Annotated in this window: 12 protein-coding genes; 8 read left to right on the top strand and 4 right to left on the bottom strand. The window is 70.1% G+C overall.

The window, feature by feature from the left end:
* Positions 1-154: 154 nt before the first annotated feature.
* On the top strand, positions 155-1,573 hold the full coding sequence (locus ABTZ94_RS02295; protein ID WP_351196629.1) for a sugar porter family MFS transporter: 1,419 nt from the start codon (positions 155-157) through the stop codon (positions 1,571-1,573).
* A 77-nt stretch (positions 1,574-1,650) separates the two neighbouring features.
* On the opposite strand, the gene ABTZ94_RS02290 is transcribed toward ABTZ94_RS02295, so the two are convergent.
* Positions 1,651-2,616, bottom strand: a complete 966-nt coding sequence (locus ABTZ94_RS02290; protein ID WP_351196627.1) for an LLM class flavin-dependent oxidoreductase — start codon at positions 2,614-2,616, stop codon at positions 1,651-1,653.
* A gap of 494 nt (positions 2,617-3,110) precedes the next feature.
* Entirely contained in the window at positions 3,111-3,317 is a 207-nt protein-coding gene (locus tag ABTZ94_RS02285) for a cytosine permease (RefSeq protein WP_351196625.1), read from the bottom strand.
* Positions 3,318-3,426: 109 nt separating this feature from the next.
* Here ABTZ94_RS02285 and ftsY point away from each other — a divergent pair, with 109 nt between their 5' ends.
* Entirely contained in the window at positions 3,427-4,638 is a 1,212-nt protein-coding gene (gene ftsY, locus ABTZ94_RS02280) for a signal recognition particle-docking protein FtsY (RefSeq protein ID WP_351196623.1), read from the top strand.
* A 71-nt stretch (positions 4,639-4,709) separates the two neighbouring features.
* On the opposite strand, the gene ABTZ94_RS02275 is transcribed toward ftsY, so the two are convergent.
* Positions 4,710-5,369, bottom strand: coding sequence for a bifunctional DNA primase/polymerase (locus tag ABTZ94_RS02275; protein ID WP_351196621.1), 660 nt, complete (start codon positions 5,367-5,369; stop codon positions 4,710-4,712).
* Positions 5,370-5,794: 425 nt separating this feature from the next.
* On the opposite strand from ABTZ94_RS02275, the gene nsdA reads away from it, so the two are divergent.
* The 6 genes from nsdA (at position 5,795) to ftsH (ending at position 15,638) form a co-directional block, all read left to right on the top strand.
* Positions 5,795-7,270: a transcriptional repressor NsdA gene (nsdA, locus tag ABTZ94_RS02270; RefSeq protein WP_351196619.1), complete on the top strand. Its 1,476-nt coding sequence runs from the start codon at positions 5,795-5,797 to the stop codon at positions 7,268-7,270.
* A gap of 368 nt (positions 7,271-7,638) precedes the next feature.
* Positions 7,639-8,994 carry an ammonium transporter gene (locus ABTZ94_RS02265; protein WP_351196617.1) on the top strand — a complete coding sequence of 452 codons (1,356 nt, stop codon included), beginning with the start codon at positions 7,639-7,641 and terminating at the stop codon, positions 8,992-8,994.
* Complete coding sequence (locus ABTZ94_RS02260) at positions 8,991-9,329, top strand: P-II family nitrogen regulator (protein WP_351196615.1); 339 nt, start codon at positions 8,991-8,993, stop codon at positions 9,327-9,329. The genes ABTZ94_RS02265 and ABTZ94_RS02260 overlap by 4 nt, the downstream gene beginning before the upstream one ends.
* 30 nt (positions 9,330-9,359) lie before the next feature.
* Entirely contained in the window at positions 9,360-11,819 is a 2,460-nt protein-coding gene (locus tag ABTZ94_RS02255; protein WP_351196613.1) for a [protein-PII] uridylyltransferase, read from the top strand.
* 131 nt (positions 11,820-11,950) lie between these two features.
* Entirely contained in the window at positions 11,951-13,501 is a 1,551-nt protein-coding gene (gene ffh / locus ABTZ94_RS02250) for a signal recognition particle protein (protein WP_351196611.1), read from the top strand.
* A gap of 223 nt (positions 13,502-13,724) precedes the next feature.
* On the top strand, positions 13,725-15,638 hold the full coding sequence (gene ftsH / locus ABTZ94_RS02245) for an ATP-dependent zinc metalloprotease FtsH (protein ID WP_351196609.1): 1,914 nt from the start codon (positions 13,725-13,727) through the stop codon (positions 15,636-15,638).
* A 34-nt stretch (positions 15,639-15,672) separates the two neighbouring features.
* Here the strand turns inward: ftsH and ABTZ94_RS02240 are convergent, their stop codons facing one another.
* On the bottom strand, positions 15,673-16,533 hold the full coding sequence (locus ABTZ94_RS02240; protein WP_351196607.1) for a class I SAM-dependent methyltransferase: 861 nt from the start codon (positions 16,531-16,533) through the stop codon (positions 15,673-15,675).
* Between the last annotated feature and the right edge of the window lie 214 nt (positions 16,534-16,747).

Genomic DNA, 16,747 nt, shown 5'->3' with positions numbered 1-16,747 from the left:
CTTGACTTCGAAACTTGAACGCATAGTCTCTGCAGCGTCGTCTTTACGTTCAAGTGGTGACAATCGAGAAGTTATGCGCCACTTGGAAGAGCTCGCTCCCCCACAAGAGCTCGCCCCCCACACCTGACGACGCGGCCAGGCATCAGGAGTACATGTGACCAGCGCAGCGCAGGGACCGGCGTCCGGAGCCCGAGAGGCCCATCCGGAACACCTCGGCCATGTCATCTTCATCACGGCAGCCGCTGCGATGGGTGGCTTCCTGTTCGGCTACGACAGCTCCGTCATCAATGGCGCCGTCGAGGCGATCCGCAGCCGGTACGACATCGGCTCGGGAACGCTCGCCCAGGTCATCGCCATCGCCCTGATCGGCTGTGCGATCGGTGCGGCCACGGCGGGGCGCATCGCCGACCGCATCGGTCGTATCCGCTGCATGCAGATCGCCTCCGTGCTCTTCACCATCAGCGCCGTCGGTTCCGCGCTCCCGTTCGCGCTCTGGGACCTGGCGATGTGGCGCATCATCGGCGGCTTCGCCATCGGTATGGCCTCGGTGATCGGCCCGGCGTACATCGCCGAGGTCTCGCCGCCCGCCTACCGCGGCCGGCTCGGCTCCTTCCAGCAGGCGGCGATCGTCATCGGCATCGCCATCTCCCAGCTGGTCAACTACGGCATTCTGCAGCTCGCCGGCGGAGATCAGCGCGGCAAGATCGGCGGCCTCGAGGCCTGGCAGTGGATGCTCGGCGTGATGGTCGTCCCCGCCGTCCTGTACGGGCTCCTGTCGCTCGCGATTCCGGAGTCGCCGCGGTTCCTGATCTCGGTCGGCAAGAAGGACCGGGCCCGGCGGATCCTCGAGGAGGTCGAGGGCAAGAACGTCGACCTCGACGTCCGGGTGGCCGAGATCGAGACGGCCATGCACCGTGAGCACAAATCCAAGTTCAAGGACCTGCTCGGCAGCCGCTTCGGCTTCCTGCCGATCGTCTGGGTCGGCATCGGTCTCTCGGTCTTCCAGCAACTCGTCGGTATCAACGTGGCGTTCTACTACTCGGCGACGCTCTGGCAGTCCGTCGGCATCGACCCGTCGGCCTCGTTCCTCTACTCGTTCACCACGTCGATCATCAACATCATCGGCACCGTGATCGCGATGGTGCTGGTGGACCGAGTGGGGCGCAAGCCGCTCGCGCTGGTCGGCTCCACCGGTATGGCCATCGCACTCGCCTTCGAGGCCTGGGCCTTCTCGGCCCCCCTGGTCGACGGCAAGCTGCCCCACACCCAGGGCATCGTGGCGCTCGCCGCGGCCCATGTGTTCGTGCTCTTCTTCGCCCTGTCGTGGGGTGTCGTTGTCTGGGTCTTCCTCGGCGAGATGTTCCCGAACAAGATCCGCGCCGCCGCGCTCGGCGTCGCCGCGTCCGCACAGTGGATCGCCAACTGGGCGATCACCGCGAGCTTCCCGAGCCTCGCCGACTGGAACCTGTCGGGCACGTACATCATCTACGCATGCTTCGCCACGCTCTCGATCCCCTTCGTGCTCAAGTTCGTGAAGGAGACCAAGGGCAAGGCGTTGGAGGAGATGGGCTAATCCCCGCTGCCCCTCTCCTCGACCACGGAATGCCCCGGCCCGCACCCGCGCGCCGGGGCAGTTCCTTGCGGGCCGGGTCAGCGCGCTACCGCCTCGCAGAACAGCCGCAGACTGCGCCACCCCTCCTCGACCGGCATCCCCCCGCACAGCGGATGCAGCACCAGGCTGCCCGCTTCCCCGGCCGGCCCCGCGCACTCGTCCGGCGTGATGATCCGGTAGACCCCCTCGTCCCGCAGCTCCGTCACCGTCGTCGCCGCCGAACGCACGGCCGAGCGGATGTCCTTGGACTGCCAGGAGGCGTACGTACGAGCCTCGTGCAGGAAGTGCTCGCCGTACTGCGCCCAGGTCCGGTCCGGGTCCTCGGATACATGCAGCAGCGGCGTCCCGGCGGACGGCATCATGCAGAAGCCGTCCGTCCCGAATTCCGCCCGCTGCTGGTGGTAGTACGCCTCCAGCTCCGGCAGATGCGCGCTCGGGAAGAACGGCAGCCCGAACCGCGCCGCCCGCCGCGCCGCCGCCCGCGAGCTGCCGCCCACCAGCAGCGGCGGATGCGGCTGGGTGTACGGGCGTGGCGTGACCCGGACCGTACGGCCCCGGTACGGGAACGGCTCCCCGGTCCACGCCTGCAACAACGTTTCCAGAAGCTCGTCCTGGAGCCGGCCGCGTCTGCCCCATTCCACGCCCGCCCGTTCGTACTCCTCGGGCCGGTAGCCGATCCCCGCCACCGTGACCAGCCGGCCCGCGCTCAGCAGGTCCAGGACCGCGATGTCCTCGGCCAGCCGCAACGGATCGTGCAGCGGGCCGATGATCGCCGAGACGGTGACCGCGATCCGGCGGGTGGCGCCGAAGACCGAGCCCGCGAAGACGAAGGGGGAGGGCAGCCAGGCGTTGGCGGCGCCGTGGTGCTCCTCGGTCTGCACGGTGTCGATGCCGTGCTCGTCGGCGTACGCGGCCATCTCCAGCGCGGCGCGGTACCGGGCCGAGAGCGACTCGGGGGTGGCATCGGGATCGGCGAGATTGAACCGGACCACTGTGAAGGCCATGACACTCGTCCCCTTCGTCGGACGGACTCGGCGAGGCGGGACATTAGCTGACGTGGCGTCAGAAAAGTAGGGGTGCGACGCTTCCGGACCGGCCCCGTTCGGCGGGACGCCGCAGGGTCGCGTAAAGCGCGGCGGAGGCGGCGGCAGTGGCCGCAGTTGATCCAGACCGAAGACTCCGATCCACGCCGAGAACGTCACCGGGAGCAGCATCGGAAAAGAGACGAAGGAATCCAGGAAGCCTGCAGCCGTCGTCATCGGCAATGAGCCCAGAAACAGACTGATGGCGGCATTCGCCCCGACCGCCCGCGCGCGGGGGATTGTGAATCCCGGCGTCTGCGTGGTGAAACCGGCCGAATGCATCGGCATTGCATTGATCGGCACCAGGCCGACCACGGCGATCAGCGGATACGGCACCGAGAACCAGCTCGGCAGCAGGGGGCCGATGGGCGAGGCCGGATCCTGGGTGACGGCCGGGCCCGGCGTGGCGACCGCCATCACGGAGGCCGTCGGTGCCATCGGTGCGGTGCCGCGACCAGGGCGGCCGGCGCCTGCCAGAAGTTCGGCCCGTTGAAGATGGTGAGACCCGCGCCCATGGTGAGCGGCGGCGCGGTCGGATTCGCGCAGGCCCAGGTGGGGAAGAGGTTCCGAACCCGGCCGGTGCGCTCGCTGTCGGGAACGGGTTCGAGATCGTGGGTCTCCATGGGCAGGTTCGTACCTTTACCGCCAAAAGGTGCATAACGCCCATCGGGATACGGGAGTGATCCTTCGGGGCGTCCCCCGCGGGCGGACGTGACCGATACTGGGTGGGTTATGGAATTCGTCATCCTTGCTGTAGTCATCGCCCTGGTCGCGGTCGGCGTGATCAGCGGGCTCGTGGTCAGCAGCCGCAAGAAGAAGCAGCTGCCCCCGGCGCCGTCGAGCACGCCGACCATCACTCCTCCCGCCGAGCCCCATGTCGGCGAGGAAGCCGAGACGCCGCGCGAGGAACCGCGCCGCACCATCGAGGAGGTCGGTCCCCCTTCGGCCGAGGCTCCCGCCAAGGAGGCCCCCGAGGCCGTCGAGCCGGAGGCGCCCGCCGCCCCCGCCATCGAGGTGCCCGAGCCCACCGCGGGCCGTCTGGTGCGGCTGCGCGCCCGGCTCGCCCGCTCGCAGAACTCCCTCGGTAAGGGGCTGCTCACGCTCCTGTCCCGCGACAACCTCGACGAGGACACCTGGGAGGAGATCGAGGACACCCTCCTCACCGCCGATGTCGGCGTCGCGCCTACCCAGGAACTGGTGGAGCGGCTCCGTGAACGCGTCCGCGTTCTCGGCACCCGTACCCCCGAAGGGCTGCGCTCGCTGCTGCGCGAGGAACTCCTCACCCTGCTCGGCACCGACTTCGACCGCGTGGTCAAGACGGAGAGCGGTGTCGACACCCCCGGTGTCGTGATGGTCGTCGGCGTCAACGGAACCGGCAAGACCACCACGACCGGCAAGCTGGCCCGGGTGCTCGTCGCCGACGGCCGCAGCGTCGTGCTCGGTGCGGCCGACACCTTCCGGGCCGCCGCCGCCGACCAGCTGCAGACCTGGGGGGAGCGCGTCGGCGCCCGCACCGTGCGCGGACCCGAGGGCGGCGACCCGGCGTCGATCGCCTTCGACGCGGTGAAGGAAGGTATTGCCGAGGGCGCCGATGTCGTCCTCATCGACACCGCGGGACGGCTGCACACCAAAACCGGGCTCATGGACGAGCTCGGCAAGGTCAAGCGCGTCGTCGAGAAGCACGGACCGCTCGACGAGATTCTGCTCGTCCTCGACGCCACGACCGGACAGAACGGTCTCGTGCAGGCCAGGGTGTTCGCCGAGGTCGTCGACATCAGCGGCATCGTGCTCACCAAGCTGGACGGCACCGCCAAGGGAGGCATCGTCATCGCCGTCCAGCGCGAACTGGGCGTACCGGTGAAGCTGGTCGGTCTCGGCGAGGGACCGGACGACCTGGCTCCGTTCGAGCCGGAGGCGTTCGTGGACGCCCTGATCGGAGACTGAGCCCCGCGCGCAAAGAGCCCGGCCGCATGATGCAACTGCGGTCGGGCTCTTTGCGTGAAAGCGGTGGCGGCTCAGCCGCAGAGGGGTGCGCGATGGCAGCTGTACGCCAGCGTGCCCAGCAGCAGCCGCGCCTGTGGCGGCGCGGCCGCCGTGTCCAGCATCGGCGGGCGCAGCCACCGGACCGGGCCCAGGCCGCCCTCGTCGGACGGCGGGGCGGTGACGTGGCAGCCGGGCCCCAGCGCCCGCAGATCCAGGCCCGCGTCGTCCCAGCCCATCCGGTACAGCAGTTGCGGAAGCTCGGCGGCGGCCCCCGGGGCCACGAAGAACTGCGCCCGCCCGGCCGGTGTCACCGCGACCGGGCCGAGCGGCAGCCCCATCCGCTCCATGCGGACCAGGGCCCGGCGCCCAGCCGCTTCGGCGACGTCGAGGATGTCGAAGGTGCGGCCCACCGGAAGCAGCATCGAGGCGCCCGGCGCCTGGGCCCAGGCGTCCGCCGCCGCGTCGAGCGTGGCACCGGCGGGTACCTCGGGGGCGAAGTCCAGCGGATGGGCGCCGGGGGAGGGGCACTTCGCCTCCCCGCACGAACAGCGGCCGGCCGCTGCCCGCGCTCCCGGCGCGACGGCCCAGCCCCACAGCCCTGTGTACTCGGCCACTGCTGTGCACTCGGCCGCACGGCCGCGGCGCCGTGAGCCGGTGCGCATCTCGCGGATGCCGCCGATCGTGAAGCCCATGCCCCCTCCAACGTGTCCGACTCGCCGGTGGTTACGACGCGGACTGCAATCGTTACGCCCCGTCGCCGCTGTCGATCCGCGACGCGCCGGTGCGCTCGGGGTCGTGCGACATGGTCCACGCGCCCCGCCGTGCATCACTGCGTCCACTGCTGATCGCCGTGTGTCAAGTGAATCGCGCTCGACGACGGTGGCGTTCATTCGAAGGGGTGGCGAATGGTGGCGTTTCTGTAATCGCCCTCGCGGAGAGGGTGATCGTAGGATTACCGTCGGTACGCGAACCATGGAAGTATGTGCGCCCATGGGTATGCCAGAGGCAATCCGATTTCCACTGTTCGAGCGTGTGCAACCTCCGTGTGGGAGGCACCGGATCAGGGCAATGTGACGGCGGTTCGCGCGACAGAATTCAGCAGGATGGGGGCGTTCCAGTGAGTGGCAGCGGCGCAGGCGATACAAATGCCGGTAAGCGCCCCAACGGGCAATTGGGCTCATGGTTCGCGCGCAGCGGCTGGTCGAAGGGCGAGCTGGCGCGGCAGGTGAACCGCCGGGCGCGCCAGATGGGCGCCCACCACATCAGCACCGACACCTCCCGGGTGCGGCGCTGGCTGGACGGTGAACAGCCGCGTGAGCCGATCCCGCGCATCCTCTCCGAGCTCTTCTCGGAGCGCTTCGGCTCCGTCGTCGCCATCGAGGACCTCGGACTGCGCTCCGCGCACCAGTCACCATCCGTGTCCGGTGTGGACCTGCCCTGGGCGGGCCCGCAGACCGTCGCCCTGCTCAGCGAGTTCTCCCGCAGCGATCTCATGCTCGCCCGCCGCGGATTCCTCGGCTCCTCGCTCGCGCTCGCCGCAGGACCCGCCTTGATCGAACCCATGCAGCGCTGGCTGGTGCCCGTCGCCGCCACCGGACCTGCACAGCCGGAGTCGCCCGCCGCGGCCCGTCGGCCCTCCCGGCTCTCCGGCCCCGAGCTCGACCTGCTGGAGTCCACCACCGTGATGTTCCGCCAGTGGGACGCGCAGTGCGGCGGCGGACTGCGCCGCAAAGCCGTCGTCGGGCAACTCCACGAGGTCACCGACCTGCTGCAGGAACCGCAGCCGGCGGCCACGGCCAAGCGGCTCTTCCGCTGTGCGGCCGAACTGGCGGAGCTGGCGGGCTGGATGAGCTACGACGTCGGCCTCCAGCCCACCGCCCAGAAGTACTTCGTCCTCGCGCTCCACGCCTCGAAAGAGGCCGGTGACAAACCGCTCGGTTCGTATGTTCTGTCCAGCATGAGCCGCCAGATGATCCACCTCGGACGGCCCGACGACGCCCTCGAACTGATCCATCTCGCGCAGTACGGCAGCAGGGACTGCGCCACTCCGCGCACCCAGGCCATGCTGTACGCGATGGAGGCTCGCGCGTACGCCAACATGGGCCAGCCCAGCAAGTGCAAACGAGCTGTCCGGATGGCGGAGGACACCTTCCTCGACGTAGGGATCGACGGCGAGCCCGAACCCGACTGGATCCGCTTCTTCTCGGAGGCCGAGCTCAACGGCGAGAACTCCCACTCGTACCGCGACCTCGCCTACGTCGCGGGCCGCAGCCCCACGTACGCCACGCTCGCCGAACCCCTCATGGAGAAGGCCATCCAGCTCTTCGGCGAGGACGACGAGCACCAGCGGTCGTACGCACTCAACCTGATCGGCCTCGCCACCGTCCATCTGCTCCAGCGCGAGCCCGAGCAGTCCACGGTGCTGGCCGAGAAGGCGCTGCGCTTCGCCAGGAAGATCCGCTCCGAGCGTGTCAACAACCGGCTCCGCAAGACCGTCGACAGCGCTGCCAGGGACTTCGGTGACATTCCCGAAGTGGCCAGGCTCACCGATCTCCTCACCGAGCAGCTGCCCGAGACCGCAGAAGCGGTCTGAGCCGCACCCCAGGCCCCGGCCACGGCGACCACCCCGCACAGACCGACTTCGGCTCCCCCAATGCCAGGTCAGTGGGTGGTCGGCGTGGCCGGTTCACGTTGCCGTTCCCGTACGGGAGAGTCGTAGCCGCGCCGTATGCGGTCCCGGCCGCAGAGCAGGCCCGGCCCCGGATACGCCACGGGCGGTTCATCGGGACGTAACACACCGGACCCCTTCGTCACTGTCGCGAAACACCGTGCGGCATCGGCGGAAACCGTGCTGGGCGAATCTCAAGGCGCATAACCGGCCCGCACCTTTTCCCAGTGGTCCCGCACGTGGTCCCGCGCCTTTCGCCCGCACGCGGCCGCACCGACGACGAGGAGACGCCGATGCCCCCAGGCATCACGACGCCGGCCGCAGACGCCCCGACGCTGTCTGCCGCCAACACCGGGTTCATGCTCATCTGCTCCGCCCTGGTGATGCTGATGACCCCGGGCCTGGCCTTCTTCTACGGAGGCATGGTCCGCGTCAAGAGCACCCTCAACATGCTGATGATGAGCTTCATCAGCCTCGGGATCGTCACGATCCTGTGGGTGCTCTACGGTTTCAGCCTCGCCTTCGGCACCGACATCGGCTCCGTCATCGGCTGGAGCTCGGACTACGTCGGTCTCAGCGGGATCGGCATCACCCAGCTCTGGGACGGCTGCACGATCCCCGTCTACGTCTTCGCCGTCTTCCAGCTGATGTTCGCCGTCATCACCCCCGCACTGATCAGCGGCGCCCTCGCCGACCGGGTCAAATTCACCTCCTGGGCCCTGTTCATCACGCTCTGGGTCACCGTTGTCTACTTCCCCGTCGCCCACTGGGTCTGGGGCGCGGGCGGCCGGCTCTTCGAGTTCGGCGTCATCGACTTCGCCGGTGGTACGGCCGTCCACATCAACGCCGGTGCCGCGGCGCTCGGCGTGATCCTCGTCATCGGCAAGCGCGTCGGCTTCAAGAAGGACCCGATGCGGCCGCACAGCCTGCCGCTCGTCATGCTCGGCGCCGGTCTCCTGTGGTTCGGCTGGTTCGGCTTCAACGCCGGCTCGTGGCTCGGCAACGACGACGGCGTCGGCGCGGTGATGTTCGTCAACACGCAGGTCGCCGCCGCTGCCGCGATGCTCGCCTGGCTCGGTTACGAGAAGCTCCGCCACGGCTCCTTCACCACCCTCGGTGCGGCCTCCGGTGCTGTCTCGGGTCTCGTCGCCATCACACCGTCCGGCGGAGCGGTCAGCCCGCTCGGTGCCATCGCGGTCGGCGCCATCGCCGGTGTCCTGTGCGCCATGGCCGTCGGCCTGAAGTACAGGTTCGGCTACGACGACTCCCTGGACGTCGTCGGCGTCCACCTTGTCGGAGGTGTCGCCGGTTCCCTCCTCGTCGGCCTCTTCGCCACCGGCGGCGTCCAGTCCAAGGCGCGGGGCCTCTTCTACGGCGGCGGTCTCGACCAGCTCGGCAAGCAGGCCGTCGGTGTCTTCGCCGTCCTCGCGTACTCTCTGGTCGTCTCCGCGATCCTCGCCTTCCTTCTGGACAAGACGATCGGGATGCGGGTCGACGAGGACGACGAGATCTCCGGCATCGACCAGGTCGAGCACGCCGAGACCGCGTACGACTTCAGCGGAGCGGGCGGCGGCGCGGCCCCGCGTACGGCCTCCGCGACGGCACCGGGCGCGACGGCAACGCCGCAGACGAAGAGGGTGGACGCATGAAGCTCATCACCGCAGTCGTGAAGCCACACCGGCTCGACGAGATCAAGGAGGCCCTCCAGGCCTTCGGCATCCAGGGCCTCACGGTCACGGAAGCCAGCGGGTACGGGCGTCAGCGCGGCCACACCGAGGTCTACCGGGGCGCCGAGTACACCGTCGACCTCGTCCCCAAGATCCGCATCGAGGTCCTCGTCGAGGACGAGGACTCCGAACAGCTCATCGACGTTGTCGTGAAGGCCGCCCGAACCGGCAAGATCGGTGACGGCAAGGTCTGGAGCGTGCCGGTCGAGACCGCGATCCGGGTACGAACGGGCGAACGCGGCCCGGACGCACTCTGACCGACGGTTGACGAAACGAAAGGCAGCCGGGTGACGAGCACCGAAGTGACCACCGAATCCGAAGACCCGGAACCCAGCGGCTACGCGGCGGCCCGGCTGCGCCTCCTCCAGGACAAGGCGCAGTGCGGGCCGCCGCGCCGTGCGGCCCTCGCATCGCTCACCGACGACTGGCTCACCGCGCTGTTCACCGCCGCGGCCGAACAGACCGGCGTCCACGGCGCCGCACTCGTCGCCGTCGGCGGCTACGGCCGCGGCGAACTCTCCCCGCGCAGCGACCTCGACCTTCTGCTCCTGCACAACGGCAACGCCGACACCGGAGCCATCGCCTCCCTCGCCGACCGCATCTGGTACCCCGTCTGGGACCTCGGCCTCGACCTCGACCACTCCGTACGCACCGCCGCCGAAGCCCGCAGGACGGCCGGCGGGGACCTCAAGGTCCAACTCGGACTGCTCGACGCCCGGCCCGTCGCCGGAGACCCCGGCCTCGTCGCCGCACTGCGCACCGCGATCCTCGCCGACTGGCGCAACCAGGCTCCTAAACGCCTGCCCGCCCTCGACGACCTCTGCCGCGAACGCGCCGAACGCCGGGGCGAGCTCCAGTTCCTCCTCGAACCCGACCTCAAGGAGGCCCGCGGCGGACTGCGCGATGCCACCGCCCTGCGCGCCGTCGCCGCCTCCTGGGTCGCCGACGCCCCCCGCGAAGGCCTCGCCGAAGCCCGCCGCGTCCTTCTCGACGCCCGCGACGCCCTCCACCTCACCACCGGCCGCGCCACCGACCGCCTCGCCCTCCAGGAACAGGACCAGGTTGCCACCGCCATCGGCCTCCCCGACGCGGATGCCCTGCTCCGCCAGGTGTACGAGGCCGCCCGCACCGTCTCGTACGCAACCGACGTCACCTGGCGCGAGGTCGACCGCGTCCTGCGCGCCCGCTCGGCGCGCCCCCGGCTGCGCGCGATTCTCGGTGGCGGCAAGACCGCCGTCACCGAACGCACCCCGCTCGCCGAAGGCGTCGTCGAGGCCGACGGCGAAGTCGTCCTCGCCCGCTCCGCCCGCCCCGAACGCGACCCCGTGCTCGTGCTGCGGGCCGCCGCAGCCGCCGCCCAGTGCGAACTCCCGCTCTCCCGCCACCTCGTGCGCCACCTCGCCACCGCCGCGCGCCCGCTGCCGGTGCCATGGCCCGCCGAGGCCCGTGAGGAACTCGTCACCCTCCTCGGCGCGGGCGAGGCCACCGTCCCCGTCTGGGAAGCACTCGAAGCCGAAGGACTGACCAACCGGCTGCTCCCCGACTGGGAACACGTCCGCTGCCGCCCCCAGCGCAATCCCGTCCACACCTGGACCGTCGATCGTCACCTCGTCGAAGCGGCCGTCCGCGCCTCCTTTCTCACCCGCCGCGTCGGCCGCCCCGACCTCCTCCTCGTCGCCGCACTCCTGCACGACATCGGCAAGGGCCGGCCCGGCGACCACTCCGTCGCCGGGGAGGCCATCGCCCGCGACATGGCCGCCAGGATCGGCTTCGACCAGCACGACGTGGGCGTCATCGCCACCCTCGTACGCCACCATCTGCTGCTCGTCGAGACCGCTACCCGCCGGGACCTCGACGACCCGGCGGCCGTCCGCTCCGTCGCCACTGCGGTCGGCACCACCTCCACCCTGGAGCTCCTGCACGCCCTCACCGAGGCCGACGCACTCGCAACCGGGCCCGCCGCCTGGTCCACCTGGCGCGCCTCCCTCGTCGCCGACCTCGTCGAACGCGTTGCCGCCGTGCTCGCCGGCCAGGCTCCGGAGAAGCCGGACGCCGCCGCACCCAGTGCCGAACAGGAACGCCTCGCCATCGAGGCCCTGCGCACCGGCGAACCCGTCCTCGCCCTGCACGCTCAGACCGAGACCCGGAACGAGGACGGCGAACCGGAACCCGTCGGCGTCGAACTCCTCATCGCTCTGCCCGACCGCCCCGGCGTGCTGCCCGCAGCGGCGGGCGTCCTCGCCCTGCACCGCCTCACCGTGCGAGCGGCCGATCTGCGAGCCGTGGAGCTCCCCGCCGAGCTCGGCGAGGGCGATGTTGCCGACCTGCTACTGCTCAGCTGGCGGGTCGCGGCCGAGTACGGCTCCCTGCCGCAGGCCACCCGCCTCCGCGCCGACCTGGTACGCGCCCTGGACGGCTCCCTGGACATCTGTGCCCGCCTCGCCGAACGCGAGGCCGCCTACCCGAGGCGGCGCGGGGTGAAGGCCCCACCACCGAGGGTGACGGTCGCGGCGGCCGGCTCACAGCTGGCGACGGTGATGGAGGTACGGGCCCAGGACGCCCCGGGACTGCTGCACCGGATCGGCCGGGCGCTGGAGCAGTGCGAGGTCCGGGTGCGCAGCGCGCATGTCTCGACGCTGGGTGCGAACGCGGTGGACGCCTTCTACGTCACGGACAGGGACGGTGAGCCGTTGCCCGAGGTACGGGCCGCGGAGGTGGCCCGGGAGGTCGAGAAGGCGCTGGGTTGAGCGTCGCTGTGCCGTCCACAGGCCTTGTCCGCCCATGAGAACCGGGCGAAGGCTTTGCGATTCCCGGGGTCCGGATACCCTTGGGGACGACTGACCTGCCCCGCCCCCGACCCTGAGGACCGACGAGCGCCGTGTTCGATACTCTCTCCGACCGCCTTAGTGCGACTTTCAAGAACCTCCGGGGCAAGGGCCGCTTGTCCGAGGCGGACATCGACGCCACGGCCCGCGAGATCCGTATCGCCCTGCTCGAAGCGGATGTGGCGCTGCCCGTCGTCCGCGCCTTCATCGGCAACGTCAAGGAGCGGGCGCGCGGTGCCGAGGTCTCCCAGGCGCTGAATCCCGCCCAGCAGGTCGTCAAGATCGTCAACGAGGAGCTCGTGGGCATCCTCGGCGGCGAGACCCGGCGGCTGCGGTTCGCCAAGAACCCGCCCACCGTGATCATGCTCGCGGGTCTCCAGGGTGCCGGTAAGACCACCCTCGCCGGAAAGCTCGGTCTCTGGCTCAAGGGCCAGGGCCACTCCCCGCTGCTCGTCGCCTGTGACCTCCAGCGCCCCAACGCCGTCAACCAGCTCAGCGTCGTCGCCGACCGCGCCGGTGTCGCGGTGTACGCGCCGCAGCCGGGTAACGGCGTCGGTGACCCGGTCCAGGTCGCCAAGGACTCGATCGAGCACGCCCGGTCCAAGCAGTACGACGTCGTGATCGTCGACACCGCGGGCCGCCTCGGCATCGACCAGGAACTGATGCAGCAGGCCGCGGACATCCGCGACGCCGTCAGCCCCGACGAGATCCTCTTCGTCGTCGACGCGATGATCGGCCAGGACGCGGTCAACACCGCCGAGGCCTTCCGCGACGGCGTCGGCTTCGACGGTGTGGTGCTCTCCAAGCTCGACGGTGACGCCCGCGGTGGTGCGGCCCTGTCGATCGCCCACGTCACGGGCAAGCAGGTCATGTTCGCGTCGAACGGTGAGAAGCTCGAGGACTTCGACGCCTTCCACCCCGACCGCATGGCGTCCCGCATTCTCGACATGGGTGACCTGCTCACCCTGATCGAGCAGGCGGAGAAGACCTTCAGCCAGGAAGAGGCCGCCAAAATGGCCTCCAAGCTGGCGTCCAGCAAGGGCAAGGACTTCACGCTCGACGACTTCCTGGCCCAGATGGAGCAGGTCAGGAAGATGGGCTCCATCTCCAAGCTGCTCGGGATGCTGCCCGGCATGGGGCAGATCAAGGACCAGATCAACAACATCGACGAGCGCGACGTGGACCGTACCGCCGCGATCATCAAGTCGATGACCCCCAAGGAGCGCGCCGAGCCGACGATCATCAACGGCTCGCGCCGGGCCCGTATCGCCAAGGGCTCCGGTGTCGAGGTCAGCGCGGTGAAGAACCTGGTGGAGCGGTTCTTCGATGCGCGCAAGATGATGTCGAAGATGGCTCAGGGCGGCGGCATGCCGGGGATGCCCGGGATGCCGGGCATGGGCGGCGGCCCCGGCCGGCAGAAGAAGCAGGTCAAGCAGGCCAAGGGCAAGCGCAAGAGCGGCAACCCGATGAAGCGCAAGGCCGAGGAGCAGGCAGCTGCGGCCCGTCGCGAGCAGGCGGCGGCGCAGGGCGGCGCGTTCGGTCTGCCGGCGCAGGAGGACAAGAGCTTCGAGCTGCCGGACGAGTTCAAGAAGTTCATGGGCTGATCGCCCGACGACATTGCGTGAGGGGCGCCCGCCATCGGTGGGCGCCCCTCACGCATGTTCCTGTGATCGTGGCGTAGGTGGCGGGGCCGAGGAAGGAGTTCGCGAAGGGGTCATCCATCGGGCCTCGATTCCCCCCTGTGGGCCCACTGGATGGATCCACAGGGGGCTTTGGGGCGGTTTCTCATCTAATGTCACATTCAATGGCGTCGGCAGAGGAGAGCGCGTGACCACCCCCGTACCTCCCCGCGACCGAACCGATCAGCCATGGCGCTCCGAGGGCGCCCCGCCGCCTCCGCCGCCGGGCCGGAAGATGCCGGGGGGCTGGGGCGGACTGCTGCTGGCCGCGCTCGCCGTCTATCTGATCGCCAATCTGGTGCTGTCCTTCTTCAACGGGGCGGAGGAGCGGACGATCGCGTACACGGAGTTCAGCAAGCAGGTCACCTCGGGCAATGTCTCCAAGATCTACTCCAAGGGCGATGCCATCCAGGGGCAGCTCAAAAAGGAGGCGAAGGTCCCGGGGAGCGACAAGACATTCACCAAGTTCGTCACTCAGCGGCCTGCCTTCGCGGACGACAACCTCTGGGCCGAACTGGTCAAGGACGGTGTCACGGTCACCGCGGAGCCCGTCGTCCAGCAGCGCAGCTTCCTCGCCAATCTGCTGATCTCGCTGGCCCCGATGCTGCTGCTCGTCCTGCTCTGGGTATTCATCGCCCGGCGGATGTCCCGGGGCATGGGCGGCGGGATGGGAGGTTTCGGGCGCAAGGCCCCGCCCAAACCCGTCGAACTGGACGGCGGCAAGCGCACCACCTTCCAGGACGTGGCCGGGATCGACGAGGTCGAGGGCGAGCTCAACGACGTCGTGGACTTCCTGAAGAACCCGCAGTCGTACCGGAAGATGGGCGCCCGCATGCCCGGGGGAGTGCTCCTCACGGGACCGCCCGGCACCGGCAAGACACTGCTCGCACGGGCCGTCGCGGGCGAGGCCGGGGTGCCGTTCTTCTCGGCATCGGCCTCCGAGTTCATCGAGATGATCGTCGGCGTCGGCGCGAGCCGGGTACGGGAACTCTTCGCGGAGGCGCGCAAGGTCGCACCCGCCATCATCTTCATCGACGAGATCGACACCATCGGCCGGGCCCGCGGCGGCGGCTCCGGCATGGGCGGCCACGACGAGCGCGAGCAGACGCTCAACCAGATCCTCACGGAGATGGACGGCTTCTCCGGTTCGGAGGGCGTCGTCGTGCTTGCCGCCACCAACCGCGCCGACATCCTCGACCCCGCCCTCACCCGGCCCGGCCGCTTCGACCGGATCGTCTCGGTCAGCCCGCCGGACAGGGGCGGCCGGGAAGCGATCCTGGAGATCCACATGCGGCAGATCCCGCTCGCCGAGGATGTGAACCTGGCCCAGGTGGCCGGTACGACCCCTGGTATGACCGGCGCCGATCTCGCCAACCTGGCCAATGAGGCCGCGCTGCTCGCCGTCAAGCGCCGGCAGTCCGAGGTCAGGCAGTCCGATCTCTCGGACGCCCTGGAGAAGGTCCAGCTGGGGGCGGAACGCTCGCTGGTCATGTCGGACGAGGAGCGCCGCAGGACCGCGTACCACGAGAGCGGACACGCCCTGCTCGGCATGCTCCAGCCGGGCGCCGACCCGGTCCGCAAGGTCACCATCGTGCCGCGCGGCCGGGCCCTGGGCGTCACCCTCTCGACGCCGGACGCCGACAAGTACTCGTACACCGAGGAGTATCTGCGCGGCCGGATCATCGGTGCGCTCGGCGGCATGGCCGCCGAGCAGGTGGTCTTCGACATGGTCACCACGGGTGCGGAGAGCGACCTGGAACAGGTCACCAACCTGGCCCGCGGCATGGTCGGCCGCTGGGGCATGAGCCACAGGGTGGGCAGGCTGACGGCGATTCCGAGTGATGCCCAGCAGACGTACGGACTCTCGGCGGCCCCCGCGACGCTCGACGCGGTGGACAGCGAGATGCGCCGCATCGTCGACGAGTGCTACGAGGTGGCGTGCCGCCTCCTGCGCGAGAACCGGGACAGGCTGGACTCGCTGGCCGCGGCGCTGCTGGAGAACGAGACGCTGGACGAGGCCGCGGCCTACCGGGCGGCCGGCATCACCCGCCTGGGCAAGTAGCGGCTGCCGCTCGGACGTTGACGGTGCGCGAGATTCAAGTGGTGCACACGAGATAGCGGAAGACGTTCGGCATCCAGATCGTGCCGTCCGGGCGCCGGTGCGGATGCAGGGCCTCCGTGACCTCCTTCTCCACCTGGTCCCGGTCCGTCGCCCGTACCGCCGTATCGAAGAGCCGCGTCGACAGCAGCCCCCGCACCGCACTGTCCATGTCCGCGTACCCGAACGGGCACGCCACCCGGCCCGAGCCGTCCGGATTCAGACCGGCCCTGAACGCCACTTCCTCGAGATCGTCCCGGCGCGACGGCCGCCAGCCGCCCGTGCGGGGCGCCCGCGCCCCGTTGGAGAGCCGGCCAGCCACCCGTAGCACCGGCGCCGTCGCGCACCGCTCCGGCGGACCCCACCCGGTAAGTACGACCGTGCTGCCCCGGGCGGCCAGCGGCAGGGCGGACCGCAGCGCGTCCACGAGGCCTTCCCCGTCGCCGGACGAGCAGCCGATCGGGGTGAACGCGGTGAGCAGGTTGTACGGCCTCCCGTCGGCCGGGGCGGCCGCGGACGGATCGCCGTCGAGGAGCCGCGGACGCCCGGCCGACGGTCCGGCGCCGCTCCCCGGATCGGGCAGCAGCCGGGTCCGGGCGAGTGCCAGTCGTTCGGGGTCGGTGTCGACGCCGGTGACGCGCGCCCCGCGCGCGGCCGCGATGAGAAGCGCGAGACCGGAGCCACAGCCGAGGGAGAGCAGCCGGGTGCCGGTTCCCACTTCGAGCCGCTCGTACACCGCTTCGTACAGCGGTGCGAGCATTCGCTCCTGGATCTCGGCCCAGTCCCGGGCATGGTCACCCGAGTCCACCGGGGTGGTCGTGTCCGCGTAGCTGTGGTGCCGGACGAGCGTTGGTGTCATGGAAGCGCCCCAATCCGCCGAGAGGTCGGTCGTGTCCGATCGGTCGTGCCCGAGTGGATGCCCCCTGTGTGTGCGCCCGCTCCCCCCGTATGTCAGAGAACTGCGCCTCCGCGCCCGCGTCCAGGGCTCTGATGGCAATGCTTGCGTGCTCCGGTGGTGCGCTCGAAGGGACGGCCCGTGGAAGCAGGGCCCGTCGCCCCGTGTGATGGGCGGT

This window comes from Streptomyces sp. NPDC002785 (genome assembly GCF_040295565.1).
Taxonomy (GTDB): Bacteria; Actinomycetota; Actinomycetes; order Streptomycetales; family Streptomycetaceae; genus Streptomyces.
Note: the sequence above shows the minus strand (reverse complement) of the source record. Positions and strands in the feature narration are given on the sequence as shown.